Genomic DNA, 23,928 nt, shown 5'->3' on the forward strand with positions numbered 1-23,928 from the left:
GCGGGTCCACCCCGCCTCTAACGACAAATAAACATCGCGGCCTTCTCGGGTCGCGATGTTTTCATTCTAGCCACACAGTCGGCCGACTCAGGTCAACCGTGGCGGTGTATCGGGATCACGGCCCGGCGCGGAGGGCGTCGTCGGCTCTGTCGGTTGCGGCAAATCAAACCGCAGTCCCGTCTGCGCCAGGCGGGCCGCCATCACATCGCTGCTGGCGAAAAATCCAACATCCAATGCACCGGCCTCAATACCCGAAAATGTCAGCGCTTCTCCCACAGCCTTGGCCAAGGCGGGCTGGGCGGCGTCCATGGAATCAACAAAGCCCAGCAGATGCCCTTGCCCGCCGCCTCGGTAGTGCAGCCCGACAAGATAGGCGGATTTGGCCAACCCAACTGCGGTGGCCAGTTTGGTATCCAAAGCAGTGATCAACACTTCTGGCAGGCCCTTCGGCGCACTAATCGCCTCAATCTCGGCATCCACCTCTGCCGGGGCCTGGCCGAGAGTTTCGTGCAGCCAGGCTACTGCCTCCGCCGGTATCAGGATCGCCGAGGGAGCCACATCAAGGTTAACGCCAAGACCGATATTTTGGCCTAATCCCTGAGCTGACAGCATTTGCACAACGACCCGTCCTGACAATGCAGCATAGGGCACGATACGGCCCGCAAATTCCGCCAGCCTGTCTTCGCGATCGAAAACCAGCGCAAAGGTACCATCTGATGTCTCAAACAACTCAGGAGCAATGGTGTCGCCTTCCGACTCCTTTGCAAGCATCAAAAACAATTCGCTATCGGCGAGCCGTTCGTAGAAACGTAGACGCGTGGCGTCGTCCTGTGGCGCTGCCAACATCGCGGCATGGCTGGTATCCAGAGGGGTGGCATCTATCATTCTATCAGCTCCTGAACCCGGGCGCGCAGTACCGGCAGCAGATCGGTCTTGAACCAGGGATTGCGTTTCAGCCATGCGGTATTGCGCCAGGACGGATGTGGCAAGGGAAAGTCATGTGGCGCATGGTCTCGCCAACCCTCGACGCGCGCCTGCACCGGCTCTTTTCGTCCCAGATGGTCGCTGTGTGCATAGGCACCGACCAATACGCGCAGCCCAATATTAGGCAGCATTCTCATAGCCCGGTGGTGCCATGTGGTGCGGCATACCGCTGGCGGAGGCAGATCGGTTTTTTTGCAGAATTCCCCGGAAAACAGAAGGCCATGGACACGATAGCAACCAAAGACTGATCGTAGAACTGTGCCTCGCTCAACCCTAGCCAATCCCGGAGCCGGTCGCCGGAAGGGGCTGTGAACGGCCGTCCGCTCTCATGCACTCGCGTACCAGGGGCCTGCCCCCCGATCAATATGCGAGCGGGCCGGTCGAACCAGGCAACTGGCCGCAGGCTATGTCTTGTAGCAGTCGCAGAAAACCGCTCAGCACAAAGACGACAGGCGCGAATTTCCTGCTTCGAGCCAGCCGCTGTCGTCATATTTGTCACCCTACCATCTGCCGCGCTCGCCTCGTTTTGCTACCCAAAACATCTGTCGTTATAGCCCGGTTGTTACTGCACAAGCGCACCAAGATGAGATCAAAGCTGTGTCATCTGATTAAGAGGGCGTTGGTAAAACCTACAAAAATTGGACATAATGTGGTCCAAATAGCAGCCTATATCGTTAACACATATCTGTTAGAGCAGACATAAAGCAGCCGGGATCCGCCTGGCGCTTCTAGAGGACCAGACGCCCCTGAATGGGGCCGAGAGCAGCACCGGAAACCGCGATGCTTGAGTTTGAAAATGTGAGCAAGTCCTACTGGACCGGCACCCAGCGCAAGGTGATCCTTGACCGGGTGTCCTTTCGCGTTGACCTGGGTAAATCTATGGGGGTTCTGGCCCCCAATGGGACCGGAAAGACCACATTGATCAACATGATGGCAGGGCTGGAAAAACCCGATGAGGGCGAAATTCGCCGCGGATGCCGTATCTCGTTTCCTCTGGGCTTTATGGGGGGGGTGATCAATCGCCTGTCAGCGATGGAAAATGCCCGCTATATTGCCAACCTCTATGGCCTGGACCCCGATTATGTGGAGGCGTACTGCCGCTGGCTCTGTGGGTTGGGGGAATATTTCGACCAACCTGTTGGCACCTATTCATCTGGCATGAGGGCGCGGTTCAGTTTCGCGCTGATGCTAGCGCTGGACTTCGACATCTTCCTCATTGATGAAGGGATGCCCAGCACCACCGATGTGGATTTCAACAAGAAAGCCGGCGCGATCCTTCAGGAACGGCTTGAGACCACCACCATCATCATGGTGTCACACCAGCCCAAAACGCTGGAAAAATTCGTCCGTTCGGCAGCAGTACTGGTCGATGGTAACCTGCATATGTTTGAAACCTTGGAAGAAGCGAAGCAGCTCTATGACTACCAAACCCAAGGCTAAGAAATTCCGCGTCCGTCGTACGGGCAACACTGCGGTCCAGCCTGCCGCAGCAACACCTGTGGCACCACCCGATGCAGAGATGACAATGGCGACGACTGCACAAATGGCGCATGATGCAACGACATCACAGCATGAGGCGAGAAAAGCACCAAGCGAGACCTCCGCCGCACCCGCAAGCGAAGCGACACCAGTGCGTGACACCAAAAAGGCAGCAAAGAACCATGACAAGCCGTCAACTGATCTGGATGACATCCGCAAAGAGGGGCTAACCGGGCGTCAATTGCGGATCGCCCGCCGGATCGCGCAAAAAAACAACCTGCCAGCCACATCAGATTTCGATGCAGTGCGTCAGCTACGGATGAAAGGCATCGATCCGTTCCAGCGCGCCAATATGCTGGAATTGGTTGTAGAGCGGAATACCGCACATCCAGATGGCGCACCAGAAGCACCGGAAAGCGTTCAGCTGCCTCAAACGGTACCGTCCGACCAGATTTCTCTACCAGCAACCGAGATAAGCCCGGCGGAACGCCGAAATCGTGAAATTCAGCAAATTCAACGCGATATCGCACGCCGCCGCCGTCGCAGGTTGTTGCTGCTTAGCGCGCGGTTGGCATTTTTCGTTATGGTGCCAACCTTGTTGGCCGGGTATTACTTCTACAATGTTGCCACGCCAATGTATGCCTCAAAGTCCGAATTCCTCGTTCTGAAGGCCGATAGCGCTGGTGGCGGTGGCGGCCTTGGCGGGCTGCTCAGTGGCACACAGTTTGCCACCAGTCAGGATTCCATTGCTGTACAAAGCTACCTGCAATCCAAAGAAGCGATGCTGCGTCTGGATCGCGAGATCGGGTTCAAATCGCATTTCACACAAGAGTGGATCGACCCGATCCAACGGTTGGAGACCGCCCCAACCAATGAAGATGCCTACAAAACCTATTCACGCCATGTGAAGATTGGCTACGACCCAACCGAAGGTGTGGTTCGTATGGAGGTCACTGCAGCAGATCCGCAAGTCTCAGCGGAGTTCTCACGCAAGTTGATCAGCTACGCTCAGGAAAAGGTGAACCAACTGTCGGTGCAAAAACGTTCGGACCAGGTTGGCGATGCGGAAACCGCGTTGGACATGGCAGAAGGCAAACGCCGGGACGCACAGGAAAGACTGGTGCGGCTACAACAACGCGGCACCGTGCTTGATCCCGAAGGCGTGATCATATCATTGCGCTCGCAGATCAGTACCTTTGAGTTGCAACGTCAGGAGAAAGAACTCGAGCTGGCAGCGCTGTTGGACAATACCCGCCCCAATCAAGCCAAGGTCGATGGCGCCCGTGCCGATATTGCACGGCTGAACAGCCTGATCCAACGGCTGAATGATCGCATGGTTGATGCCTCGGCAGGCGAAAACTCGCTGGCCAGCCTGACCGTACAGATCCAGATGGCGCAGGCTGATCTCGCAACCCGAGATCTGATGCTGCAATCTGCCCTACAACAGGCTGAACAGACTCGCATGGAGGCAAACCGCCAGGTGCGCTACCTCACGACGGCGGTAGAACCCGTTCCCAGCCAGGAAGCGTCCTATCCCCGCCGGTTTGAAAATACGATTTTGGCATTCCTGATCTTTTCCGGTATCTACCTGATGTGCTCGCTTACTGCGTCCATCCTCCGAGAACAGGTTTCGTCATAACGCCATGAAAAATATCCCCGTCGCCGATCTCAATATCGGCAATGACCGCCCACTGACCATTTTGGCTGGCCCCTGCCAGCTGGAGAGCGCTGATCACGCACAGATGATCGCAGGAACTTTGAAAGAAGCCTGTGACAAGGTCGGCGCGCAATATGTCTTCAAGGGCTCGTTTGACAAGGCCAACCGTACGTCAATCAACGCCAAACCGGCGCTAGGCGTTGAAAAGGGGCTGGCGGTTCTGCAATCGGTAAAGGATGCAATCGGTGTGCCCGTTCTCACCGATATACACGAAGCCTATCAGTGCGAGCCCGTGGCAGCCGTAGTCGACATCATGCAGATCCCTGCTTTTCTGTGTCGCCAGACTTCGCTGTTGCTGGCTGCTGGACGAACTGGTGCGGTGATCAATGTTAAAAAGGGGCAGTTCCTCGCGCCTTGGGACATGCCGAACGTGGTGGCCAAAATCGAAAGCACCGGCAATGAGCGCATCATGCTCACGGAACGGGGAGTTTCTTTTGGCTACAATCGTTTGGTTGTCGACATGCAAAGCCTGCCAGAAATGGCACGCACCGGGTATCCTGTGGTGATGGATGCGACCCATGCAGTCGCCCAGCCAGGTGGCCTCGGTGGCGCTTCTGGTGGGCAACGTGAATTTGCGCCTGTTCTGGCTCGTGCCGCAGTCTCCACAGGTATTGCCTCTGTCTTTATGGAAACGCATGAGGACCCGGACAATGCGCCCTGCGACGGGCCGAACATGATCTATCTGGATCAAATGCCAAAGCTGGTGGAAACCCTGATGCGCTTTGATGCGCTGGCCAAGGCCAACCCCATTAGCATCTGATTGACAAGAAAGCCTAATCCCATGACCAAACCCATCCCTGAGGTGCGTCCGAACACCTGGAGCTTTCTTCGCGATCCGATGATCGCGCCTACCGGTTTTCGCGAATATGATGCGCGATGGAAGTACCCCGAAGAGATCAATCTACCCGGCATGACCGCGCTGGGTCTGGGGCTTGGAACACAGATGCACAAACGCGGCATCCCTCCCGTTATTGCGGTGGCCAATGACTATCGTGACTATTCCGTATCCATCAAACACGCGTTGATCATCGGTCTGATGCAGGCAGGCCTTGAGGTGCGCGATATCGGCCCTGCCCTCTCACCGATGGCCTATTTTGCGCAGTTTCATCTGGATGTTCCTGCGGTAGCGATGGTAACCGCCAGCCACAATCCAAATGGCTGGACAGGGGTAAAGATGGGCTTTGAACGCCCGCTAACCCATGGTCCGGACGAAATGGGTGAACTGCGCGACATTGTACTCAATGGCGAAGGTGTCGCTCGCCCCGGCGGTTCCTATCAGTTCGTTGATGGTGTGAAAGAAGCCTATTTGGATGATCTCGTCGGCGATTTCAAAATCTCCCGCCCGCTAAAGGTGGTCTGCGCGACCGGCAACGGTACGGCATCAGCCTTTGCACCGGAACTATTTGAGCGCATGGGCGTTGAGGTTGTCGATAGCCACAATGCGCTGGACTACACATTCCCGAATTACAATCCCAACCCCGAAGCCATGGAAATGCTGCACGATATGTCGGACAGCGTGAAAGCCTCAGGAGCCGATATGGCCCTGGGCTTTGATGGCGACGGCGACCGTTGCGGTGTTGTTGATGATGAGGGTGAGGAGATCTTTGCTGATAAGGTTGGTGTCATCATCGCCCGCGATCTCAGCAAGCTTTACCCCAATTCAACCTTTGTTGCGGATGTGAAATCTACAGGCTTATTTGCCTCAGATCCCGAACTGCAAGCCAATGGTGTGACGGCGGATTATTGGAAAACCGGTCACAGCCACATGAAGCGACGGGTGAAAGAAATCGGCGCGCTGGCCGGTTTTGAGAAATCCGGTCACTACTTTTTGGCGGAACCTGTGGGCCGGGGATATGACTGTGGCATGCGTGTCGCCGTCGAAATCTGCAAGCTGATGGATCGGAACCCAGACAAGAGCATGTCTGATCTGCGCAAGGCACTGCCCAAGACATGGGCCACCCCGACAATGTCGCCCTATTGCGCCGATACCGAAAAATACATCGTGCTGGAACGGCTGGTTGAAAAGCTGGTCGCAAAGGCCGGGGCCGGTGACACGCTGGCAGGACGTCCTATCAAGGAGGTTGTTACCGTGAACGGGGCGCGTGTAATCCTTGACAACGGATCCTGGGGACTGGTGCGGGCGTCGTCCAACACGCCTAACCTCGTCGTGGTCTGTGAAAGCAGTGAGAGCGAAGCTGAGCTGCGTGAGATCTTTGCCGAAATCGACGCAGTGATCCGCACAGAACCTCTAGTGGGTAACTACGACCAGACATTTTGATTGAGATGCTAGGTCGAAGGTCTACGCCCGCCGATGGCGGGCGTTTTCTATTGTTACAGAACTTCCATCAGATGCCGCTGATCAATCGCCACCCAATAGGCGTAACAGCTGATCCTTGGCCTCTTTCTCAATCCGGTCGCGAATGGCCTCGTTGATATCCTGCTCTGGTGCTATTTCAGTATCCAGCTCCTCGGTTAACTTTTCTCGCAGGCGCTCCTTGGCTTCGTCTTCAACCACATCAATTTCCGGCTCCAGCGCGCGCTTCAGATCCGGACGGATCTTGGGATCACTCCATGGGCCTGTGACTGTGACGGGGATCGACAAGCGAGTGCTGCCATCACCACGCTGAATGCTGGGCGTAAACAGATAATCCAGATCCTGCGCCCCTAGTCCAATACGCCCCTCACCATCGACACGTAGGCCACGCAGCGTCAACAACAGATCCTTATTGGTAATATTGCCGCTCTCCATCGCGTAGCTGGCAGTCAACTGGTCAAAAACAGTGCTGCCGCCATTGCCGGTGCCGCTGCGCATCAGTTGTTCAAGGTCAAACCCGGTGAAGAAGCCCTTGCCGACCTCCAGCCAACCCTTCCCGCTGAGGGAGGACATAATAGCGGCCATCGAATTGCCGACGCCTAAATACTCCAGCTCACCCAATGCCTCGCCATTCAGCCGATCATAGCCCATCGTCTGACCCAACGCTTGTTCCAGGTGTATGTCTCGAAATTTCAGTTTGCCGCCGACAGAAAGCCCGTTGCGGTTATTGACAACCAGCTGGCCCTGCACCTGTCCGTCGAACAATGTAGCAGGCAGAAATTTCAGAACGGCGCGAGAGTTGTCCAGCGCCAGATCCAGCTTGCTGGGCCCCAGGGCAACCGAACCCGTTTCTATGCCCTGCACATCAAGGGAAATCGACGCATTCATCGCAGCCAGCCAGCCAAAGTCCATCGGCGTCGATGACCAGCCTTGGCTCACCGGGTCGGTGCTAGTACCTGCTACAGCACCAGCGGGCGCGTCATCCTCACCTGAGGGAAGAAGAGCCGATAAATCCAAATTGCCGCCATTGAGCCGCGCTGTAACCTTGGGCACATTGCCAAGCACCAGATCCGCAGCGCCGCGCAACTTGTTGCTGTCAGCTTCCAGCGCCAGATCACGCAATGCCAAGCGTCCATCGGTGGTATAGGTCATGTCTGAACCGACAATCCATGTTTTCACCGCAGGTATCTCGATACCGTCGCCCGCGCCCAGCACGGTCAAACTGCGTGCTAGGTCAGTGCTCTTGCCAGTCAAACGTCCCGTTGCGGCCCCCCTGATATCGGCTCGCCCATCAAACCGCAGAAACGTCTCATCTGCAGTAACTGTGGCTCCGACGGACGCGACTTGCCCCGCCAAGAAAGCTTCAAACGTGCCAATTTCAGCCTCGACCTGAACCGGCGCGCCCGCGGGGCGCAAGGTGATATCAGCAACAACGGTTCCTGTCGGATCAGGCCACTGAAGAGCCAGATCAATCTGTTTCAATTCAACCGGCGTCTCACCATGCGGAGCGTAGCGCAGACTCGCTCCGGTGAGGTTCAGTGCTTCGATGCTAACGGGCAAGCTCTCCATATTGCCAGATGGCGCTGACGTTCCCTCCTCACCGGCGCCACCCCCTTGAGTCGCGTCAGCCGGGTCCAATACCCAGTTGCCCGTTCCGTCATCGCGCGTGCTAAGATTTAGCTGCGGCAAGACTGCAGAAAGTTCAGTAACCCGGACATTCCCTCGCAAAAGATCAGCCGCTGCAACACCAATTGTCAGTCGCTCTGCTGTCAGCATCGGCTCAGGCCCGGCCCAGGGCGCATTTGACAGGGCCACCCGATCAGCCTTCACTCCCAAAGTCGGCCAGAGCGTATAGCCCACCCTCCCAGCAAAAGTGACCTTGCGCCCGGTCTGGGCCTCAATCTGAGTTGCAGCCAGTTGCGCCAGTTTTTCGCCGGGTAACAACAACAACGCGCCGACCAGCAACACGACCGCCACCACCAGAGCCATCCCTATCCGCATTAGCAATCGCATCTGTCGTCTCCTTGCTCGACCACTCGGTCTGTTTGGCCCGGTTTGCTCCGCACCATTGCTGTTCCCTTACGGACAGGCCTCTTTCCAAGCAGATTAACGTCCCTGAGGCCGCGCGCAATGTGCAAACGGGCTAGGCAGCAGCCTTTGCCCGTACTATATGCCCGGCCATGACACAGACACCCGGTTCAGCCAATCCGCCCAGCCTTCGCCCAGACCTAGCCCCCAAGCCACGGCTTGGCGATGCCCCGCGTGATGGGCAGCCGACCCTTGGGATGGTCTCACTGGGCTGCCCAAAGGCATTGGTGGACAGCGAGCGGATCCTGACCCGCCTGCGTGCAGAAGGCTATGGCGTATCGCCTGACTATTCGGGTGCGGATGCAGTTATCGTGAATACTTGCGGCTTTCTGGACAGCGCCAAGGCCGAGAGCCTGGAGGCCATCGGTGAAGCCCTAAAGGAAAACGGCAAGGTTATTGTCACTGGCTGTCTGGGGGCGGAACCGGACTATATCCGGGAACATCATCCGCGCATTTTGGCCGTCACCGGCCCGCATCAGTATGAACAGGTGCTGGACGCCGTCCACGCCGCCGTACCGCCCTCACCAAACCCCTATGTCGATCTGCTACCCGCAGCTGGCGTAAAGCTGACCCCGCGCCACTTCAGCTATCTGAAAATCTCGGAAGGCTGCAATCACAAGTGCAAATTCTGCATTATCCCCGATATGCGCGGAAAGCTGGCGTCGCGTCCGGCTCATGCCGTTCTTCGCGAGGCCGAGAAACTGGTCGACGCGGGCGTACGCGAACTGCTGGTGATTTCACAGGATACCTCCGCCTATGGGTTGGATCGCAAATATGACGTCAACCCTTGGAAAGATGGCGAAGTCCGCAGCCACATACAGGATCTTAGCCGCGAATTGGGCAAGCTGGGCCCTGCAGACGAACTTTGGGTGCGACTGCATTATGTCTACCCTTACCCCCATGTTCGCGAATTAATCCCGCTGATGGCGGATCCGGACAATGCTCTCCTGCCCTATCTGGACATCCCCTTCCAGCACGCACATCCGGATGTGTTGCGGCGCATGGCGCGCCCGGCCGCCGCGGCAAAGACACTGGATGAAATCCGCGCTTGGCGGGAAACCTGCCCTGACATCACCTTGCGGTCGACCTTCATCGTCGGCTTCCCCGGTGAGACGGAAACAGAGTTTCAGCACTTGCTGGACTGGATGGACGAGGCGCAGCTGGATCGAATTGGCTGCTTCAAATATGAAAACGTTGATGGCGCACGCTCAAACAATCTGCCGGACCACCTGCCCGAAGAGGTCAAGCAAGACCGCTGGGAGCGGTTCATGGAAAAGGCACAAGCCATTTCCGAAGCCAAGCTGGAGGCCAAGGTTGGTCAAACCGTTCAGGCTATTGTAGACGACATCGATGAGGACGGCATTGCCACCTGCCGCACCAAGGCCGACGCGCCGGAAATCGACGGCAACCTGTTCATAGATGAAGACACTGACGGCTTGCAGGTTGGTGAACTGGTCACCGTAGAAGTTGATGAGGCCGGGGACTATGATCTGTGGGGGCGGCTCCGCTAACGCGTTTCAGCCCAAGACATTTTTGCCATGAGAAGGCGGTTCCTGCTCAGGGCCGCCTTTTGCTTTTTGAGAGTTGCAAAAGCCACAAAAGCGGACAGGTTGATCCGGCGCCCCAGCGGCGTGCCGCCCACTAGCCTCGCCAAAGGATGATGTTCAGGTTCACCGTGCCCGATGAACCATATTCCCTGGGGGAAACCTCACTCCATGCGATGGCGGAATGGTGATCGGCCAAGTATTTCCATGGCTTATATTTTTGTTTTCAAAACAAAAAGCCAGACACGCTCTTTGTGCAGCACCACCACCTATGCAGGTCATCCACATTTGGCTACATATATTTCCGATAGGAAACCTATCATCGATTACCTGAATGACCCCACGAGATTACAGTGAAAAGACCTGCAGTTACCAAACTTCCGAACCGCTCAGTTAAACCAATCACCGATGATTTGGACGCTGGAAGAAGCTGGACGGCGCGCCGTCGATGAACACCTGGATCGAATACACCTCTGGGGACGGAGGTATCATCAGCGGCTGGTGGGACGCCACACCCGACACCTATCACGCCACCTACGCCGCATTGGAATTCGTGCATATGATCGAAGGTCGGATTGTCATCACCCCAGAAGGCAGCAGCCCGGTAGAGGTTGGCTCCGGCGATGCCTTTGTGATTGAGGCCGATTTCAACGGTGTCCGGGAAATCAAGGAGAAGGTACTGAAACACTTCGCCATTAAACCGAAGTAACAAAACTGAGGTGGTCACCAAAGGCCACCTTAACCTTCACCGCTAATCAAATCGAGTTTTGCGGTCCTGGAACTTCACTGACTGAACCGTCTTGTCGAACCTCGACTCAATCATTCAGCACCCTCTCTTTTCAGATAATAGCCACCAGCCTGCTCTTTCCAACGGCCTGTGACCATCCGCCTCTTTCGTCCTGCATATCTGAGAATATATGACATAGCAGATCATCCAAATTGGAGGCACCAAACACATCATGCCAACCTCTCAGGACGACACCACCGACATCCTCTACAATGGGGATTGCCCGGTTTGCAGTATTGAGATCCGCCACTACGCCAATCTGGCAGAACGGCGGAACTTGCCTCTCAAATTTGATGACCTGAATTCAGACGATCTAGCCCAATGGGGTATTGATGCCGACAGCGCCGTGCGGAGGCTGCATGTACGTCATCAAGGGAAAGTGCTGAGCGGCATTCCTGCATTTCTGGTGCTTTGGGCACAAATGCCGCGCTATCGCTGGGTGGCGCGCATTGTCGGCCTGCCGGGTCTGCGCCAGCTTGCCTCCGGCCTATACGACTACCTGTTGGCGCCGATGCTCTATCGCTGGCATCGCCTGCGTCAGAAGTGATAGCTCCGGCGAATCAACTGCCTCACTCCAGTCTTCTGGTGTGACGCAGTCTATACAATAGATGCCGCTTAAGCCCTGTCTTCATTAAGATAGGCCAGTAGGTCGCGGTTCCGGCAAAAGTCTGGAGCGTCAGTACCGGGCCGCTGGCCTTTGTCCAACCATTTGTGGCAGGCCCCAACGCCGCTGCACCGCGTGCAGCGCAAAACTGCCTCACTGATCTCGTCAAATCGCAAACGACCTGAGATCGCCTCGTCCTGTAGGTCCAGACCCACGGTTTCCGCCATGCAATCAAACAGGGTAGCATGGGTTTTTAGATCGGCTTGGGCTGTCATCGCGCTCTCCCCTGAAACATTCATTCAAGGAGCAGCTTAGCGGCCTATTAGGAGTTGCGATTTGATGCAGGTCAAACCTCGGCAATTCAATCGGAGCGTTGGTCCCCTGGCTCCAGATAGGCGCGGACTGCATCCTGAACCCGGCGAAACCGGTCACCGCCCAATTTTTTGCCACCATACCAGCGGGTGACGATGATGACGTGATCACGCAGCCCCTCACGTTCCATCATGCGCAGGATCACCATGCCTGCACCGCTTTCGCCATCATCGGCCTTAAGCCCACCAGTGGGCAATTGCGCAGCCCAGGTGTTATGTGTTGCCTTTGCATAGCTGCGGTCAGACTTCAGCGCTGCGAGCACCGCGTCGATCTCCTGACGGCTGGTGACCTGTGCACCGCTGACAGCATAGCGTGAGCCGCGGTCGGTCAGCACCACGCCCAACTGCCTCAATGTGGCGACGGCCTGCTCTGGATTGGTCAATTCAGATTGTATTTCTGGATGGTTTGGTTCACCACCCGCACCCGGTCCGGGTTCGCAGGATGGCTGCCCAGAAAGCGATCACCGGGATCCGGTAGCCGGTTGAAAAACTTAACGCCGACGCTGGGGCGGTACCCGGCCTTATGGGTGATAATTGTACCCAGTTCATCCGCTTCCAGTTCGAAGGTCTTGGAATAGGTGCGTGCGCCCACTGCCGCACCGAGATCCTGGGCACGCGCGACATCTGCGGCACTGGCGCCCGAAACACTGGCAAGCCCTGCCAGCAGAATTGAGCCTGCGATTGCGCTTTGCTGTTTGCGTGCCAGGTGGCCACGAATATGATGCGCAGCCTCATGCGACATCACAAAGGCCAATTCATCCCGATTGGCGATCTGGCCTAGCATCCGCTGAGTGAAGGTAATCACAGGCCGACCGGACCGGTCCTGACTTTGATAGGCATTTGGCGGCGCGTTGGGGTTGGGATCAATCCGGATCAGGAAATCACAGTTCAAGCCTTGTGTCCTCGCCCGGCATTCACGTTCAGAGACCGGCTCGACCAAACGGGTTACTGAGGCAAAGGCATTACGCCCCTCGGTCGGAGACATGCCCCGCGCCTTCGGGCCCGTTGGTTGCGATACTGGGGCCGGTCCTGGATCAACTACGACGTCACAGGCCGCAAGACCCATCGCGACCGCACATCCCATCCACAGCAACAACCGGCGCATGACATCTCCTTTGCTTTGCCAGTGCTATCCTACTGTGACAGCCAACCCGGGATCAATCGCAAGTCGCCGATAAAGCTGCAATGTATCGCAAGAATACGTGATGCGACAAAGCCTTGTCAGCGCGGGTGGCACAGTGGCAAGCTGGGAGTATGTTTACCATCGAACATGAATTTGACGCCACAGTCGTAACCCTCGTCGATGACGAGGCCGCCCAGTTGATGGAAGATGTCTCCATCAATATTTTCACCGAATGTATCACGGTTGAGCAATTGGATCCGCGCACTGACCGGGTTCAAAAGATCACCTTGTCCCACAGTCAGGTGCGTGACCTTGCCGCCGCACTGGACCTACCCGAAGGCGTCTACCGCTTCACCGAAGACGATGAGCCAGAGGCCGAAAACTGATCGGACAAAGCCATGGCCTGTCGAGATCCTATGGAGACGGCGTCAGGGATACCTGACCGAGAGATGCCTACCGGCGATCGGCAAAGACCTTGTTCCGTGCCGTTGCCCCACGTTGCAGCGCCAGATCGGACGGCGCGATCGGCATGGCACTGGCTAAAAGTACCTGAACAGCTACGTTTGCCTTACCGTTCACAGGTGCAACCGTTACCGTAATCTTTAACATCGCACCCCCGCGTGCCCCTTATCGCTTCAACGGGGCTAACAGCATACGGGTGGCTGTCGGCGTGACGCGCACAGCAATCTCCGCTCGGTCAACGGCCAGATAACTCAGATCAAGAAGGTCTTTTTGCTTTGGACTGACCATATCGAAGTGATGGCGTGAATTGTCGGCAAAATCCATAGACTTTGCCAAGCCGTACAGGATATTTCCTGCACAACACCTCGCATTTGGGTCCAGCTTCCGCCAGCCTTTTGCCAGCATTGAGCAAACAATTGTTGCTGGTGGCTCCGTTCCCCCTTGAAATCCCGCGCTGCCCTGCCGACATGGGCGATAGATGTAAAAAGGTTTCACATATGCCCCCTCGCAATGATGCTGCCCTGGAGTTTCTTTTGTCGCGCCGGTCACGGCCGGCGAAGACATTGGTGGCTCCTGCCCCGAACCGTGACGAGCTGATGCCGTTGCTCACCGCCGCTTCGCGAACACCGGATCACGGCAAGCTGGAGCCTTGGCGCTTCATCGTGGTTGAAAAACCCGCGATGGCCCGATTGGCGAGCATCACCACCAAGGCCGGTGAACGTCTGGGCAAATCACCCGAGGATATCGTCAAAGGGCGCAGCCAGTTCGAGCTGGGCCAGTTGGCCGTTGTCGTGGTTGAGGTCCAGCAATCCAGCCCCAAGATTCCTGCCATTGAGCAGACTTATTCAGCCGGAGCCGTTTGTCTGGCACTTCTAAACGCAGCCCTTGCAGCCGGTTGGGGGGCCAACTGGCTGTCGGGCTGGGTCAGCCATGATGCTACGTTCTGCGCCGAGGCCTTTGACCTGCAGCCTCATGAACGTATTGCGGGCCTGATCCATATTGCAACTGAGTCCACCCCCCCTCCTGAACGGCCCCGTCCCGACCTGGCGGCGCTGACGACCTGGGTCGACAAATGATTCTGACCGATTTTACAAAAGCCCTGAGCCAGATTGGCGACCCCCGGTTTCGCCGGGTGCTGTTCCTCGGCGTGGGATTGACCATTGCTCTTTTGGTGGTCACCTACGCGGCGTTTCTGGCTCTGATCCAATGGTTGGTTGGCCCTGATGCCACGCTACCGCTAATCGGACCTGTGACCTGGGTCGATGATCTACTGTCGATCACCTCGCTGGTGCTGATGCTGGTACTGTCGGTTTTCCTGATGGTGCCAGTAGCATCGGCGATCACATCCATGTTTCTGGATGAGGTCGCTCAGGCAGTGGAAGATCGGCACTATCCGGGTCTTTCTCCGGCCACAAAGACGCCCTTCTGGGACAGCGTCCGCGATACCATCAACTTTCTCGGCGTTCTGGTGCTCACAAACCTACTGGCGTTGGTCCTTTACCTGGTGTTTGCCCCCTTTGCGCTGTTCATATTCTGGGGCCTCAACGGGTTTCTGCTCGGCAGAGAGTATTTCACACTCGTCTCCGCACGCCGCTTAGGCTTGCCCGAAGCAAAGCGTCTGCGCCGCAAGCATTTAGGCACAATCTGGATGGCAGGTGTGCTGATGGCGATGCCACTGTCCATCCCACTTGTGAATCTGGTGATCCCAATTATCGGCGCGGCGACCTTTACCCATCTGTTTCACCGCCTGACCCGAGATCAGTAACGATCCTCTGGCCATTTTCTATCCACAGACACAAACAGGCGGGACATTTGCCCGCCTGTTCCAGATACCATCATTCACCAACTCAAGTTACTCTGGGTCCGGAAGCCGATCGAGCCAATCGAAATCATTCACAGTGATCCAGCCACTGAGGATGATCGTGGCGATAATTCCCCAGATGACAGCTGAAACAATCGTGGTAATCACCGCTTTCTGCTTCAGATAGTGATGTTCCGGCGCGCCTGCATGGGTGCCGGGGACGATCTCTCCGCGATCACCTTGGGTCTGGATGCGGATCGGGATCACGATCAGAAAGGTCATGAACCAGATCACCGCATAGAGAACCAAACCGGATGTAATGCCCATGTTAGCCGTCCTTCTTCTGCCACTGCCCCCTTGCGTAGAGACAAGGGGCAGATAGCGTTAAACTTGCTCCAGTTCCACCAGGCAGCCGTTGAAATCCTTTGGATGCAGGAAAAGAACCGGTTTTCCATGAGCCCCGATCTTTGGTTCGCCCGAACCGAGCACGCGCGCACCTTCGGCCTTCAGCCGGTCGCGGGCCGCAAGGATATCATCAACCTCGTAGCAAATGTGGTGAATGCCCCCGGCAGGGTTTTTTTCCAGAAACCCCATGATCGGAGAGTTGTCTCCTAGTGGATAGAGCAGTTCGATCTTGGTGTTGGGCAGTTCGATAAACACAACGGTAACACCGTGATCCGGTTCGTCCTGTGGCGCACCAACTTTGGCCCCAAGAGTATTGCGATACTGCGCCGACGCGGCATCAAGGTTGGGAACGGCGATTGCGACATGGTTGAGGCGGCCAATCATTTTACGGTCTCCTGAGTGATCTTTTGCTGATGACTTATCAAAGAGGCTGGCCTTACGAGCAAGTGCGCTAATCCGCGCGGAGAAAATTCCAAAAGAAAACCTCCTTTTTGCATGCATTTAACACGGATAATTCGATTCAACTTCAAGGTGTGCATGATCGTTAACCGGCTGTTAGCCCCGTTTCCATAGCGTTGAGTCGTATCCAGTAAGGAGCCTTTGTTATGGACGATTCGGAACTGTTCGCTGCCGCCCACCGTTTGCCAACCACCAAACGACCTTTGTTGGGGCTGACGATCCTAGTGGTGGAAGACAGCCGATACGCCTGTGAGGCAATGAGATTGCTGTGCTTGCGCAGCGGGGCTAGGATCCGTCGTGCCGATTGCCTGAAATCTGCCCACCGTCACCTGAAGGTCTACCGGCCTTCCGTCGTAATCGCAGATCTCGGCCTACCCGATGGTTCCGGTGCTGATCTTATCCGCGCGCTGGCCGAAGCCACTCCACGGGTTGGTGTCATCATTGGTATTTCCGGAGATGAGACCGGTGAAGCGACGGCAATGGAAGCTGGAGCGGACGGATTTCTTGCCAAACCAATCACCTCACTGGCTGAATTCCAGTCTGCGATCCTTTCTCGGCTGCCTGCTGACCGCCAACTCTCTGGCCCCAATGCGCTGACCGACGAAGTGATCCAACCGGATCTGCTGGCCTTCCGGGATGACATGTCTCACGCCGCTGAGGTGCTGAACGAAGCTGAAGAAGGACAGACACTGGACTATGTAGCGCAGTTCCTTGGCGGAGTTGCCCGTAGCGTTGGGGATTCCCATCTGGCCAAGGCTGCATCAGATCTCGCGAATGCCCGCAAGAGCGGTCAACCAGTGACAGCTGTGGCCGCACGGGTCGCCGGATTGGTGCAAGAACGTCTGAAACAAAAGGTCGCTATCTGAAATGATCGAAATTGTTCTTATCGCGTCGGCAACTTTGGGCATTGTCTTATACTTGCAAGTGCGGTTTTCGGCCCGAGAAATACGTCGTAATCGCGACCACAGCGTGGGGTCTCTGGTCATCCTTGATCCCGGCGACAGCTAACAAGAACCGGTCAATGCGGCTCACATCAGCTAGCCCTGTAGCAAACCTGGATCCGTGCCAAGTTGCACGCCGGGGAAAATCACATCCGCGATTTTCTGGGTATCGGTACCGATCATGCCGCGCATGATCCAACCCATATGCGCCCGCACATCCCCGGTAGGCATCAGATCACGACGGTCATAAAGCGCGGCCTCATCCAGGCTTGGCCATCGCCCGTGCACCCTACCTCCCCGAATTGCTCCTCCAGCCAGCACCATTGCGCCACCAGTCCCATGATCCGTCCCCCCGGTTCCGTTTTCACGTACTGTGCGGCCAAATTCCGTCATCGCCACAACCGCGGTCTTGCCCCAGATGTCAGCCGTCAGATCCGCTTTTAGTGTAAGAATGGTGTCAGACAGTCGGCGCAATGCCCGCGACAATGCGCCTGCCTGACGGTTATGAGTGTCCCAACCATTAATAGAAAAGGCCGCAATCCGGCTGTCGCCGCGCAGCTGCTGCGCCGCATAACTCGCAATCCGTTGATGCGGCTTTTTTCGACCTCGATCTTGTTTCTTCTCCCCATCGCTCTGCCCTCCGGCATAATCTCCGGCGGCACGGGCCAGATCCAGTGCCTCTGTTAGAGCCGTATGAAACATGGGATCCTGCTCCATCATCAGCCCTGCCAAACGTTCTGCCTGCGGGCTGAGTGTGATCTCGGCATCAGGTGACCAGTCGGAAACCGGAGCTGTTCCCTGCAACAGTTTCATTTCCCCTTGTCCAATGGCGAAGGCCGTACGCGCCTCTACGCCGGGTGTGACTTGCAGCAGGCGGTTCAGCCAACCATCCCGGCGTTGGTGCAACCCCGGGGTACCGGCTTCCAATAGGTCCTGCCCATCGAAATGACTGCGCTTGTTACGGTATGGAGTTGAAACCGCGTGGATAAACCCGAGTTGCTCCGCGCGCCACAAGGGCATCAACGGGGCCAGAGCCGGATGCAGGGAGAAATACCCATCAAGATCCAGCGCGCCGTTCTGCGGCCCCCCGAGCAGCCTGGGTCTGAGGTCCTCATAAGCGGGGTCACCATAAGGTTGGACCACGTCGATCGCATCCATACCCCCGCGCAGAATGATCACTACCAACCGGGTATCCCATGGCGCTGCAGCAAAACTAACGGGCGTTAGCAATGGGCTTGCGGCCAGCGAACAGCCAATCAACCCTGAGCGGGCGAGAAAGCCGCGTCTGGACAGAACACCTGCTCCGGTCGACGACGTCCTGATCATCTAGATCTCCTTCTCAAGGGTTTCAACGGCGCTGAAAAGCAGGCGAGGCAAGTATCAGCCCGACCCCCTCCCGCTCAGTTTCGGCAGCTGTCGCAACAAAACGCAGCTGTGCTGTGGTCAGACCGCCAAGCGCGCTCTTAAGTGCATTCAGCGGCGCTGGCATTTGTGGAAGTATGTGAGCAGGCACCGTCATGCACCAACGCAGCCGTTCTGCCAACGCTTGCGGGGTGATCCAGTCGCCATCCGTCTCGCTCCAACCATCAGGCCCGTTGGAAGACTCCCAGCGCTGGCCCATGCGCTGCATAGGGCGTAAGAAGAACCGGTTGACCTGGGGACGAGTGAGCTGGGTCAGAGCTTCTGGCGGCACTGCCAACGCGCGACATGCGGACGCCAGATAGGCAAAGGGCGGTTTGACATTATCCAAGTTAGGTTGCCACGCGGCCGGGTGCTCCAACAGGGCGGTGTAAACCTCAATCAGATCACCAGAACTGTCCCAGTAGCGCGCCGCAAGATGCGCGACCAGTGCAGGGTCCGGTGTGTCGCCTGTGAAATGAACGGCCAGTTTATGGGCCAGATGCTGGGCCGTAGCGGGGTGCCGCGCGAAATCACGCAGCGCTTGTGTGATCGCGTCTAACCCCGTCGTCTCGACGCCATAGTCTTGACCCAGCACGGTCTCCCCACCCGGTTCCGCCCATCCGGGGGCGAATTTGAAGCCGGTTTTGATATCATAAATCATCCCCGTGAACAGCTCCGCCAATTGGCGCACATCCGCTTGCGTATACGGTCCGTCGACCCCCAGCGTATGGAGTTCCAACACCTCGCGGGCGAGGTTTTCATTCAGCCCCACCTGACGATCCTGACGCCGTGCCACTCGTTTCGCACGGCGACTGTTTGGGCCGGTTGACCGGTGTTGATCCAAATAGTGCAACATAAGAGGGCTTATTACGGCCGCGATCAACAGATCCTCAAACCGCCCCGCAATATTTGGCCTGATAGAGGTTTCCACATAGGGGGTCGCCGCGTAGCGGAAGGCTGCAATTTTGCCCTGCGCGGTAAAATGATCCGCCCAAAACAAGGTAAGCCGCTCACGAAAACCATGGGGAGTTGTTACGCAGCGCAGCAACCGACGGGTAAACCAAAGCGCCTGATGATCTCGCATAAGGGCGCGATGCTGCTTCAGATCCTTGTCTCGCGCCTCAAAAAGCGAGGTATCGATGGCATGTTTGCGGGCACGGCGGGCCGAGGAATAGGCACGCGCATCTGCCAATGCGCCCTCAAAGCCCGGGATAGGCCAATCCCGTGCGGACACGTCTGGCGCACGTAGCCCCGCTAGGAGCATCTCTGCGTCAGAGGGAGGGACATGGAGCGGGGAGAGACCACAGCCAAAGCGGATCTCTGCCAATTCCGGATCAAAGCGCATCGCTCTCCTTCTTCGCTGTGCTGCCACCGCATCTGCAGGTTAAAGCATCGCAGCGCCGATCCACAGCGGAATTTCCCGTGATACGCAGATCTCCGCTTCCTCCCACCGTAGGCCCAACAGATTTCGCACAACCTCAATGGAGGATCAAATAAACACCAGCGTACCTGCGGATGCAAAAAAGGCCCGGACAATTGCCCGGGCCTTTTGCAAAATAGTTGCTGTGCTTATTGATCCCGCGGGATCACACGCAGGCCAAGCTCCATCAGCTGATCGCTCAGCGGCTCGGATGGGGCAGACATCATCAAATCTTCAGCGCGTTGGTTCATCGGGAACATGATAACTTCGCGGATGTTTGCTTCGTCCGCCAGCAGCATTACCATACGGTCGATACCTGCTGCGCAACCGCCATGCGGGGGGGCGCCGTATTGGAAAGCATTGACCATACCGCCAAACCGCTTTTCGACCTCATCCTTACCGTAGCCCGCGATTTCAAACGCTTTAAACATGATTTCAGGCTTGTGGTTCCGGATCGCACCCGAAACCAGTTCGTAGCCGTTGCAGGCCAAATCGTACTGGTAGCCTTTGACCGCGAGCGGATCTTCCAGAAGCGCGTCCATCCCACCCTGCGGCATCGAGAAAGGGTTGTGCTCGAAGTCGATCTTGCCGGTTTCTTCGTCTTTCTCGTAGATCGGGAAATCCACGATCCAGCAAAAGGCAAAGCGGTCATTGTCGGTCAGACCCAGCTCGTCGCCAATCACAGTGCGGGCTTTGCCTGCAACGCTTTCGAACGCCTTCGGCTTGCCGCCGAGGAAGAAGGCCGCATCGCCCACATCAAGGCCAAGTTGTTGGCGGATTGCTTCGGTGCGTTCTGGGCCGATATTTTTGGCCAGCGGACCTGCGGCTTCCAAGCCTTCGCCCTGATCACGCCAGAAAATATAACCCATGCCCGGCAGACCTTCGGCCTGAGCGAACTTATTCATCCGATCGCAGAACTTGCGACTGCCGCCTGTGGGCGCTGGGATTGCACGGATTTCGGTGCCGTCATTTTCCAACAGGTTGGCAAAGATAGCAAATCCAGAACCGCGGAAATGCTCGGAACAATCCTGCATCTTAATCGGATTTCGCAGATCCGGCTTGTCCGTGCCGTACCATTTGGCTGCATCCTTGTAGGAGATTTGCGGCCATTCGCTATCAACCTTGCGGCCACCGCCGAATTCCTCAAACACGCCCTGCATCACCGGCTGGATGGTGTCGAAAACATCCTGCTGAGTGACAAAGGACATCTCCAGGTCAAGCTGATAGAAATCGGTTGGCGAGCGGTCGGCGCGCGGGTCTTCATCGCGGAAGCACGGCGCGATCTGGAAATACTTGTCAAAGCCCGAGACCATCATCAGCTGTTTAAACTGCTGTGGAGCCTGCGGTAGCGCGTAGAATTTGCCAGGGTGCAGACGCGATGGCACCAGGAAGTCGCGCGCACCTTCGGGGCTCGACGCCGTAATGATCGGGGTTTGATATTCATTGAACCCCTTGTCCCACATGCGGCGGCGGATCGATTGAACCATGTTGGAGCGCAGCAGCATGTTCTTCTGCATCTTTTCGCGACGCAGGTCGAGGTAGCGATAGCGCAGACGGGTTTCTTCCGGGTACTCCTGCTCGCCGAATACCATCAGTGGAAGTTCTTCGGATTTGCCCAGCACTTCGATATCACGGATGAAAACTTCGATTTCACCTGTCGGGATTTTGCTGTTCACTAGGCTTTCGTCACGGGCCTTGACGTTGCCATCAATACGGATGCACCACTCAGAGCGAACTTTCTCAATATCAGCGAAAACAGGGCTATCCGGATCTGCCATGACCTGAGTAACGCCATAGTGGTCGCGCAGGTCGATAAAGAGAAGGCCGCCGTGATCGCGAACACGGTGTACCCAGCCCGACAAGCGGACGGTATCACCGACGTTGGATTTGTTCAGTTCGGCGCAGGTGTGGCTGCGATAGTCGTGCATGGGGTGACCTTTCGTTATACCGGTCTCATGTCCGGGCGGGCCGTCATTCGAGAGATGCGCCAGAACGGCGCGGAATTCGTCCGGGGTGGTACACTAGGTTGCGGCGCGGTTGTCAAGCAAACTGGGTGCTTTCCCACCTCAACTGACCGTTTCTGACCCATCCACGCGAGTTCAAGCCCCTTCTCTCTATGCCAAGCCAAATCCCTGCCGCCATAAGAGCGCCCCTGAAAGGCAAAGATAGCCTGTCTCAGACAAGCCGCGTCGGGATCAACCCACGCAGGGAGTTACCCATATAGATGGCCCGGGCTTCCCGTAGATCTTGCAGGTTTAGGACTGCCTCACTGCAATTTCCCTGATCCAGCATCACCTGCCGAAGTACACCGGGTAGCAAGCCCGAGGATAGCGGCGGCGTAACCAACTCGCCGCCAGTACGAGAAACAAATATATTCGTGATCGTTCCCTCGCACAGTTCGGCGCGTCCGTTCAGGAACAGCAGTTCATCTAGGTCAGCGGACATAGTGGCACGCGCTTGGTCATAAAGGGCTCGCCGGGTGGTTTTGTGCCTTAGCCAAACGTCTGAGGCATCCAATCTTGTATCAGCTATTCCCAGCCGCCACTCGCTTGGGTTTCCCGCCAGCGGTGTTTGTGTCAACTCCGCCTGGCCACCCACATCCAATGTTAGGCGGCAGCGAAGTGGCCTATCCCCCGCGACCTTCTCCAGAATGCGCCTTATCTGATTTGGATCAACGGCAATGCCAAACTCCGCCGCGCTGCGCTCCATTCGGGCAAGGTGCTGCTTCTGATGCCGGAACCCTTCCCCCGGATGCCAGCCCAGAGTCTCGATCAGGCGGAAAGCGGGATCGTTCTGGAGGGCGTTACCTGAGCAAATCGGGCTTTCCATAGGGCTTCCTCATATTCCGAGTCTGCGGTGCTGTCCCAGACAACACCACCGCCAACGTTGAGCGTCGCGCGGCCGTCTTCCAGCATCAAGGTGCGGATTGCGACATTGAATTCCGATGCGCCATCCGGTGCTGCCCATCCGATGGTGCCGCAATAGATATCGCGCGCCCAAGGCTCCAGATCGGCAAGGATTTCCATCGAGCGGATTTTGGGCGCACCGGTAATCGATCCGCAGGGAAACAAGGCGGCAAAGATCTCGGCCAATCCGGCATCAGGGCGCAGTTTCGCCCGGACTGTGGAAACCATTTGATGCAAGGTCGCATAGCTTTCGACCGCAAACAGGTCCGGCACATGAACCGACCCGATCTGCGCCACACGAGAGATGTCATTGCGCAATAAATCCACAATCATCAGGTTTTCGGCGCGGTTCTTCTCGTCCTGACGCAGGAAATCGCGACGGCGGGCATCCTCTACCGGGTCAGAGCTGCGGGGCTGAGTGCCTTTCATCGGGCGAGTTTCGATATCGCCGTCAGAATCGGTGCGAAAAAACAACTCGGGCGAGCGCGACAATAGGTCAGGCAGACCATCCTGTTCAACAAGAACCCCATGTCCAACGGTCTGCCTGTCCTGGAGAGCGGCGTATAATTCTTCCGCGGTACCATAGGCGTCTGCTGAAATCGGAAAGGTCAGATTGGCCTGGTAGATATCACCCTTGCCGATATTGCGGTTTACCTCTGCGAAGGCCTGAGCGTAGCGCTCATACGTCCAGCGCGGCTTAATCCCCTCAAGGCCAGCTTCGTTTTCCGCTAGCGGCCTGGTGTTCGTTTCGGCGGCTTGAGGATTCGGGCCGGCGTAAACTCCAAAGCAGATCAATGGCAGGCGACGTATGTCGGGCATCCTGCGCGCCAGCTTTGGCTCCAGCGCATAGCCCAGTTCATACGTAGCGTATCCCGCCAGCCAATGCCCTGCGGCGCGGGCAGCATCCAGCGCTACAAGCGCTGTAGGCACCTCTTCCGGCCCATCCGCGCGGATCACCCGCAATGGGTTTTCAAAATATGTGCTGGGCCCCATCGGCCCCTGATCAAAGCGAATCCGCACGTCTGCCTGCTCCGTCGTTACGACCTCTCCACATATATCCGTTCGCTATGCGAACAAAAGAGATAGATGCGGCATTTCCAATTCGGTTTCCGATCCCCCTTG

Annotated in this window: 25 protein-coding genes and 1 pseudogene; 11 read left to right on the forward strand and 15 right to left on the reverse strand. The window is 56.9% G+C overall.

Features of this window, described 5'->3' with window-relative positions; translation table 11 throughout:
• Positions 1-87 precede the first annotated feature (87 nt).
• A complete protein-coding gene (locus ACEWZM_RS04025; RefSeq protein ID WP_414005220.1) occupies positions 88-885 on the reverse strand; it encodes an SseB family protein in 798 nt (265 codons plus the stop codon).
• Positions 882-1,474 (reverse strand): annotated as a pseudogene (locus ACEWZM_RS04030) (uracil-DNA glycosylase family protein). The gene ACEWZM_RS04025 and the pseudogene ACEWZM_RS04030 overlap by 4 nt, the downstream one beginning before the upstream one ends.
• A gap of 290 nt (positions 1,475-1,764) precedes the next feature.
• Here ACEWZM_RS04030 and ACEWZM_RS04035 point away from each other — a divergent pair.
• Genes ACEWZM_RS04035 through ACEWZM_RS04050 form a run of 4 tightly spaced genes read left to right on the forward strand, consistent with a single transcriptional unit; the run spans position 1,765 to position 6,458 of the window.
• On the forward strand, positions 1,765-2,424 hold the full coding sequence (locus ACEWZM_RS04035) for an ABC transporter ATP-binding protein (RefSeq protein WP_414005221.1): 660 nt from the start codon (positions 1,765-1,767) through the stop codon (positions 2,422-2,424).
• Entirely contained in the window at positions 2,402-4,102 is a 1,701-nt protein-coding gene (locus tag ACEWZM_RS04040) for a capsule biosynthesis protein (protein WP_414005222.1), read from the forward strand. The genes ACEWZM_RS04035 and ACEWZM_RS04040 overlap by 23 nt, the downstream gene beginning before the upstream one ends.
• A gap of 4 nt (positions 4,103-4,106) precedes the next feature.
• Complete coding sequence (gene kdsA / locus ACEWZM_RS04045) at positions 4,107-4,940, forward strand: 3-deoxy-8-phosphooctulonate synthase (RefSeq protein ID WP_414005223.1); 834 nt, start codon at positions 4,107-4,109, stop codon at positions 4,938-4,940.
• Positions 4,941-4,961: 21 nt separating this feature from the next.
• Complete coding sequence (locus ACEWZM_RS04050) at positions 4,962-6,458, forward strand: phosphomannomutase/phosphoglucomutase (protein WP_414005224.1); 1,497 nt, start codon at positions 4,962-4,964, stop codon at positions 6,456-6,458.
• Positions 6,459-6,539: 81 nt separating this feature from the next.
• On the opposite strand, the gene ACEWZM_RS04055 is transcribed toward ACEWZM_RS04050, so the two are convergent.
• A complete protein-coding gene (locus ACEWZM_RS04055; protein WP_414005225.1) occupies positions 6,540-8,507 on the reverse strand; it encodes an AsmA family protein in 1,968 nt (655 codons plus the stop codon).
• Positions 8,508-8,674: 167 nt separating this feature from the next.
• Here ACEWZM_RS04055 and rimO point away from each other — a divergent pair, with 167 nt between their 5' ends.
• The 3 genes from rimO to ACEWZM_RS04070 all read left to right on the forward strand — a co-directional run bounded on the left by rimO (position 8,675) and on the right by ACEWZM_RS04070 (position 11,460).
• Positions 8,675-10,093, forward strand: coding sequence for a 30S ribosomal protein S12 methylthiotransferase RimO (gene rimO / locus ACEWZM_RS04060; protein WP_414005226.1), 1,419 nt, complete (start codon positions 8,675-8,677; stop codon positions 10,091-10,093).
• 481 nt (positions 10,094-10,574) lie between these two features.
• Positions 10,575-10,835 (forward strand): cupin domain-containing protein, encoded by a 261-nt coding sequence (locus ACEWZM_RS04065; RefSeq protein WP_414005227.1) that lies wholly within the window; start codon positions 10,575-10,577, stop codon positions 10,833-10,835.
• 250 nt (positions 10,836-11,085) lie between these two features.
• Positions 11,086-11,460 (forward strand): thiol-disulfide oxidoreductase DCC family protein, encoded by a 375-nt coding sequence (locus tag ACEWZM_RS04070; protein ID WP_414005228.1) that lies wholly within the window; start codon positions 11,086-11,088, stop codon positions 11,458-11,460.
• A 68-nt stretch (positions 11,461-11,528) separates the two neighbouring features.
• On the opposite strand, the gene ACEWZM_RS04075 is transcribed toward ACEWZM_RS04070, so the two are convergent.
• From ACEWZM_RS04075 to ACEWZM_RS04085, 3 genes are all read right to left on the reverse strand, one after another.
• The gene (locus ACEWZM_RS04075; RefSeq protein ID WP_414005229.1) at positions 11,529-11,792 is read right to left on the reverse strand and encodes a DUF6455 family protein; all 264 of its coding nucleotides are present in this window, start codon (positions 11,790-11,792) and stop codon (positions 11,529-11,531) included.
• A gap of 86 nt (positions 11,793-11,878) precedes the next feature.
• Positions 11,879-12,271: a YigZ family protein gene (locus tag ACEWZM_RS04080; protein ID WP_414005230.1), complete on the reverse strand. Its 393-nt coding sequence runs from the start codon at positions 12,269-12,271 to the stop codon at positions 11,879-11,881.
• Positions 12,268-12,993, reverse strand: coding sequence for a M48 family metalloprotease (locus tag ACEWZM_RS04085; protein WP_414005231.1), 726 nt, complete (start codon positions 12,991-12,993; stop codon positions 12,268-12,270). The genes ACEWZM_RS04080 and ACEWZM_RS04085 overlap by 4 nt, the downstream gene beginning before the upstream one ends.
• Before the next feature lie 149 nt (positions 12,994-13,142).
• Between ACEWZM_RS04085 and ACEWZM_RS04090 the strand changes: the two genes are divergently transcribed.
• The gene (locus ACEWZM_RS04090) at positions 13,143-13,397 is read left to right on the forward strand and encodes a hypothetical protein (RefSeq protein WP_414005232.1); all 255 of its coding nucleotides are present in this window, start codon (positions 13,143-13,145) and stop codon (positions 13,395-13,397) included.
• Between the two features lie 67 nt (positions 13,398-13,464).
• Here the strand turns inward: ACEWZM_RS04090 and ACEWZM_RS04095 are convergent, their stop codons facing one another.
• Positions 13,465-13,620, reverse strand: coding sequence for a DUF167 domain-containing protein (locus tag ACEWZM_RS04095; RefSeq protein WP_414005233.1), 156 nt, complete (start codon positions 13,618-13,620; stop codon positions 13,465-13,467).
• Between the two features lie 18 nt (positions 13,621-13,638).
• Positions 13,639-13,797 (reverse strand): hypothetical protein, encoded by a 159-nt coding sequence (locus ACEWZM_RS04100; RefSeq protein WP_414005234.1) that lies wholly within the window; start codon positions 13,795-13,797, stop codon positions 13,639-13,641.
• A gap of 173 nt (positions 13,798-13,970) precedes the next feature.
• Here ACEWZM_RS04100 and ACEWZM_RS04105 point away from each other — a divergent pair, with 173 nt between their 5' ends.
• A complete protein-coding gene (locus ACEWZM_RS04105; RefSeq protein WP_414005235.1) occupies positions 13,971-14,549 on the forward strand; it encodes a nitroreductase family protein in 579 nt (192 codons plus the stop codon).
• Entirely contained in the window at positions 14,546-15,238 is a 693-nt protein-coding gene (locus ACEWZM_RS04110; RefSeq protein WP_414005236.1) for an EI24 domain-containing protein, read from the forward strand. Before ACEWZM_RS04105 ends, ACEWZM_RS04110 begins: the two co-directional genes overlap by 4 nt.
• Positions 15,239-15,325: 87 nt before the next feature.
• On the opposite strand, the gene ACEWZM_RS04115 is transcribed toward ACEWZM_RS04110, so the two are convergent.
• A complete protein-coding gene (locus tag ACEWZM_RS04115) occupies positions 15,326-15,601 on the reverse strand; it encodes a DUF1467 family protein (protein WP_414005237.1) in 276 nt (91 codons plus the stop codon).
• A 57-nt stretch (positions 15,602-15,658) separates the two neighbouring features.
• Positions 15,659-16,063, reverse strand: a complete 405-nt coding sequence (gene mce, locus ACEWZM_RS04120; RefSeq protein ID WP_414005238.1) for a methylmalonyl-CoA epimerase — start codon at positions 16,061-16,063, stop codon at positions 15,659-15,661.
• 221 nt (positions 16,064-16,284) lie between these two features.
• On the opposite strand from mce, the gene ACEWZM_RS04125 reads away from it, so the two are divergent.
• Complete coding sequence (locus tag ACEWZM_RS04125) at positions 16,285-17,004, forward strand: response regulator (RefSeq protein WP_414005239.1); 720 nt, start codon at positions 16,285-16,287, stop codon at positions 17,002-17,004.
• A gap of 171 nt (positions 17,005-17,175) precedes the next feature.
• Here ACEWZM_RS04125 and ACEWZM_RS04130 read toward each other — a convergent pair whose 3' ends face one another.
• From ACEWZM_RS04130 to ACEWZM_RS04150, 5 genes are all read right to left on the reverse strand, one after another.
• Positions 17,176-18,405, reverse strand: a complete 1,230-nt coding sequence (locus tag ACEWZM_RS04130) for a DUF1501 domain-containing protein (protein WP_414005240.1) — start codon at positions 18,403-18,405, stop codon at positions 17,176-17,178.
• Positions 18,406-18,427: 22 nt separating this feature from the next.
• Positions 18,428-19,825, reverse strand: coding sequence for a DUF1800 domain-containing protein (locus ACEWZM_RS04135; protein WP_414005241.1), 1,398 nt, complete (start codon positions 19,823-19,825; stop codon positions 18,428-18,430).
• Between the two features lie 224 nt (positions 19,826-20,049).
• Complete coding sequence (gene aspS / locus ACEWZM_RS04140) at positions 20,050-21,828, reverse strand: aspartate--tRNA ligase (RefSeq protein ID WP_414005242.1); 1,779 nt, start codon at positions 21,826-21,828, stop codon at positions 20,050-20,052.
• Between the two features lie 247 nt (positions 21,829-22,075).
• Positions 22,076-22,729, reverse strand: coding sequence for an aminotransferase class IV family protein (locus ACEWZM_RS04145; protein ID WP_414005243.1), 654 nt, complete (start codon positions 22,727-22,729; stop codon positions 22,076-22,078).
• Positions 22,672-23,826, reverse strand: coding sequence for an aminodeoxychorismate synthase component I (locus tag ACEWZM_RS04150; protein ID WP_414005244.1), 1,155 nt, complete (start codon positions 23,824-23,826; stop codon positions 22,672-22,674). Before ACEWZM_RS04150 ends, ACEWZM_RS04145 begins: the two co-directional genes overlap by 58 nt.
• Positions 23,827-23,928 lie beyond the last annotated feature (102 nt).

The organism is Phaeobacter cretensis (assembly GCF_047372505.1).
Classification (GTDB): domain Bacteria; phylum Pseudomonadota; class Alphaproteobacteria; order Rhodobacterales; family Rhodobacteraceae; genus Phaeobacter; species Phaeobacter cretensis.

Excerpts from the sequence above, each read along its gene's own strand:
- ACEWZM_RS04115 (WP_414005237.1), bottom strand. The coding sequence starts at position 15,601 with ATGGGCATTACATCCGGTTTGGTTCTCTATGCGGTGATCTGGTTCATG.
- ACEWZM_RS04085 (WP_414005231.1), bottom strand. The coding sequence starts at position 12,993 with ATGCGCCGGTTGTTGCTGTGGATGGGATGTGCGGTCGCGATGGGTCTT.
- ACEWZM_RS04025 (WP_414005220.1), bottom strand. The coding sequence starts at position 885 with ATGATAGATGCCACCCCTCTGGATACCAGCCATGCCGCGATGTTGGCA.
- ACEWZM_RS04050 (WP_414005224.1), top strand. The coding sequence starts at position 4,962 with ATGACCAAACCCATCCCTGAGGTGCGTCCGAACACCTGGAGCTTTCTT.
- ACEWZM_RS04035 (WP_414005221.1), top strand. The coding sequence starts at position 1,765 with ATGCTTGAGTTTGAAAATGTGAGCAAGTCCTACTGGACCGGCACCCAG.
- ACEWZM_RS04075 (WP_414005229.1), bottom strand. The coding sequence starts at position 11,792 with ATGACAGCCCAAGCCGATCTAAAAACCCATGCTACCCTGTTTGATTGC.
- ACEWZM_RS04055 (WP_414005225.1), bottom strand. The coding sequence starts at position 8,507 with ATGCGATTGCTAATGCGGATAGGGATGGCTCTGGTGGTGGCGGTCGTG.
- ACEWZM_RS04040 (WP_414005222.1), top strand. The coding sequence starts at position 2,402 with ATGACTACCAAACCCAAGGCTAAGAAATTCCGCGTCCGTCGTACGGGC.
- ACEWZM_RS04065 (WP_414005227.1), top strand. The coding sequence starts at position 10,575 with ATGAACACCTGGATCGAATACACCTCTGGGGACGGAGGTATCATCAGC.
- kdsA (WP_414005223.1), top strand. The coding sequence starts at position 4,107 with ATGAAAAATATCCCCGTCGCCGATCTCAATATCGGCAATGACCGCCCA.
- mce (WP_414005238.1), bottom strand. The coding sequence starts at position 16,063 with ATGATTGGCCGCCTCAACCATGTCGCAATCGCCGTTCCCAACCTTGAT.
- ACEWZM_RS04090 (WP_414005232.1), top strand. The coding sequence starts at position 13,143 with ATGTTTACCATCGAACATGAATTTGACGCCACAGTCGTAACCCTCGTC.
- aspS (WP_414005242.1), bottom strand. The coding sequence starts at position 21,828 with ATGCACGACTATCGCAGCCACACCTGCGCCGAACTGAACAAATCCAAC.
- ACEWZM_RS04105 (WP_414005235.1), top strand. The coding sequence starts at position 13,971 with ATGCCCCCTCGCAATGATGCTGCCCTGGAGTTTCTTTTGTCGCGCCGG.
- rimO (WP_414005226.1), top strand. The coding sequence starts at position 8,675 with ATGACACAGACACCCGGTTCAGCCAATCCGCCCAGCCTTCGCCCAGAC.
- ACEWZM_RS04145 (WP_414005243.1), bottom strand. The coding sequence starts at position 22,729 with ATGGAAAGCCCGATTTGCTCAGGTAACGCCCTCCAGAACGATCCCGCT.
- ACEWZM_RS04125 (WP_414005239.1), top strand. The coding sequence starts at position 16,285 with ATGGACGATTCGGAACTGTTCGCTGCCGCCCACCGTTTGCCAACCACC.
- ACEWZM_RS04070 (WP_414005228.1), top strand. The coding sequence starts at position 11,086 with ATGCCAACCTCTCAGGACGACACCACCGACATCCTCTACAATGGGGAT.
- ACEWZM_RS04130 (WP_414005240.1), bottom strand. The coding sequence starts at position 18,405 with ATGATCAGGACGTCGTCGACCGGAGCAGGTGTTCTGTCCAGACGCGGC.
- ACEWZM_RS04110 (WP_414005236.1), top strand. The coding sequence starts at position 14,546 with ATGATTCTGACCGATTTTACAAAAGCCCTGAGCCAGATTGGCGACCCC.
- ACEWZM_RS04135 (WP_414005241.1), bottom strand. The coding sequence starts at position 19,825 with ATGCGCTTTGATCCGGAATTGGCAGAGATCCGCTTTGGCTGTGGTCTC.
- ACEWZM_RS04095 (WP_414005233.1), bottom strand. The coding sequence starts at position 13,620 with ATGTTAAAGATTACGGTAACGGTTGCACCTGTGAACGGTAAGGCAAAC.
- ACEWZM_RS04100 (WP_414005234.1), bottom strand. The coding sequence starts at position 13,797 with ATGGATTTTGCCGACAATTCACGCCATCACTTCGATATGGTCAGTCCA.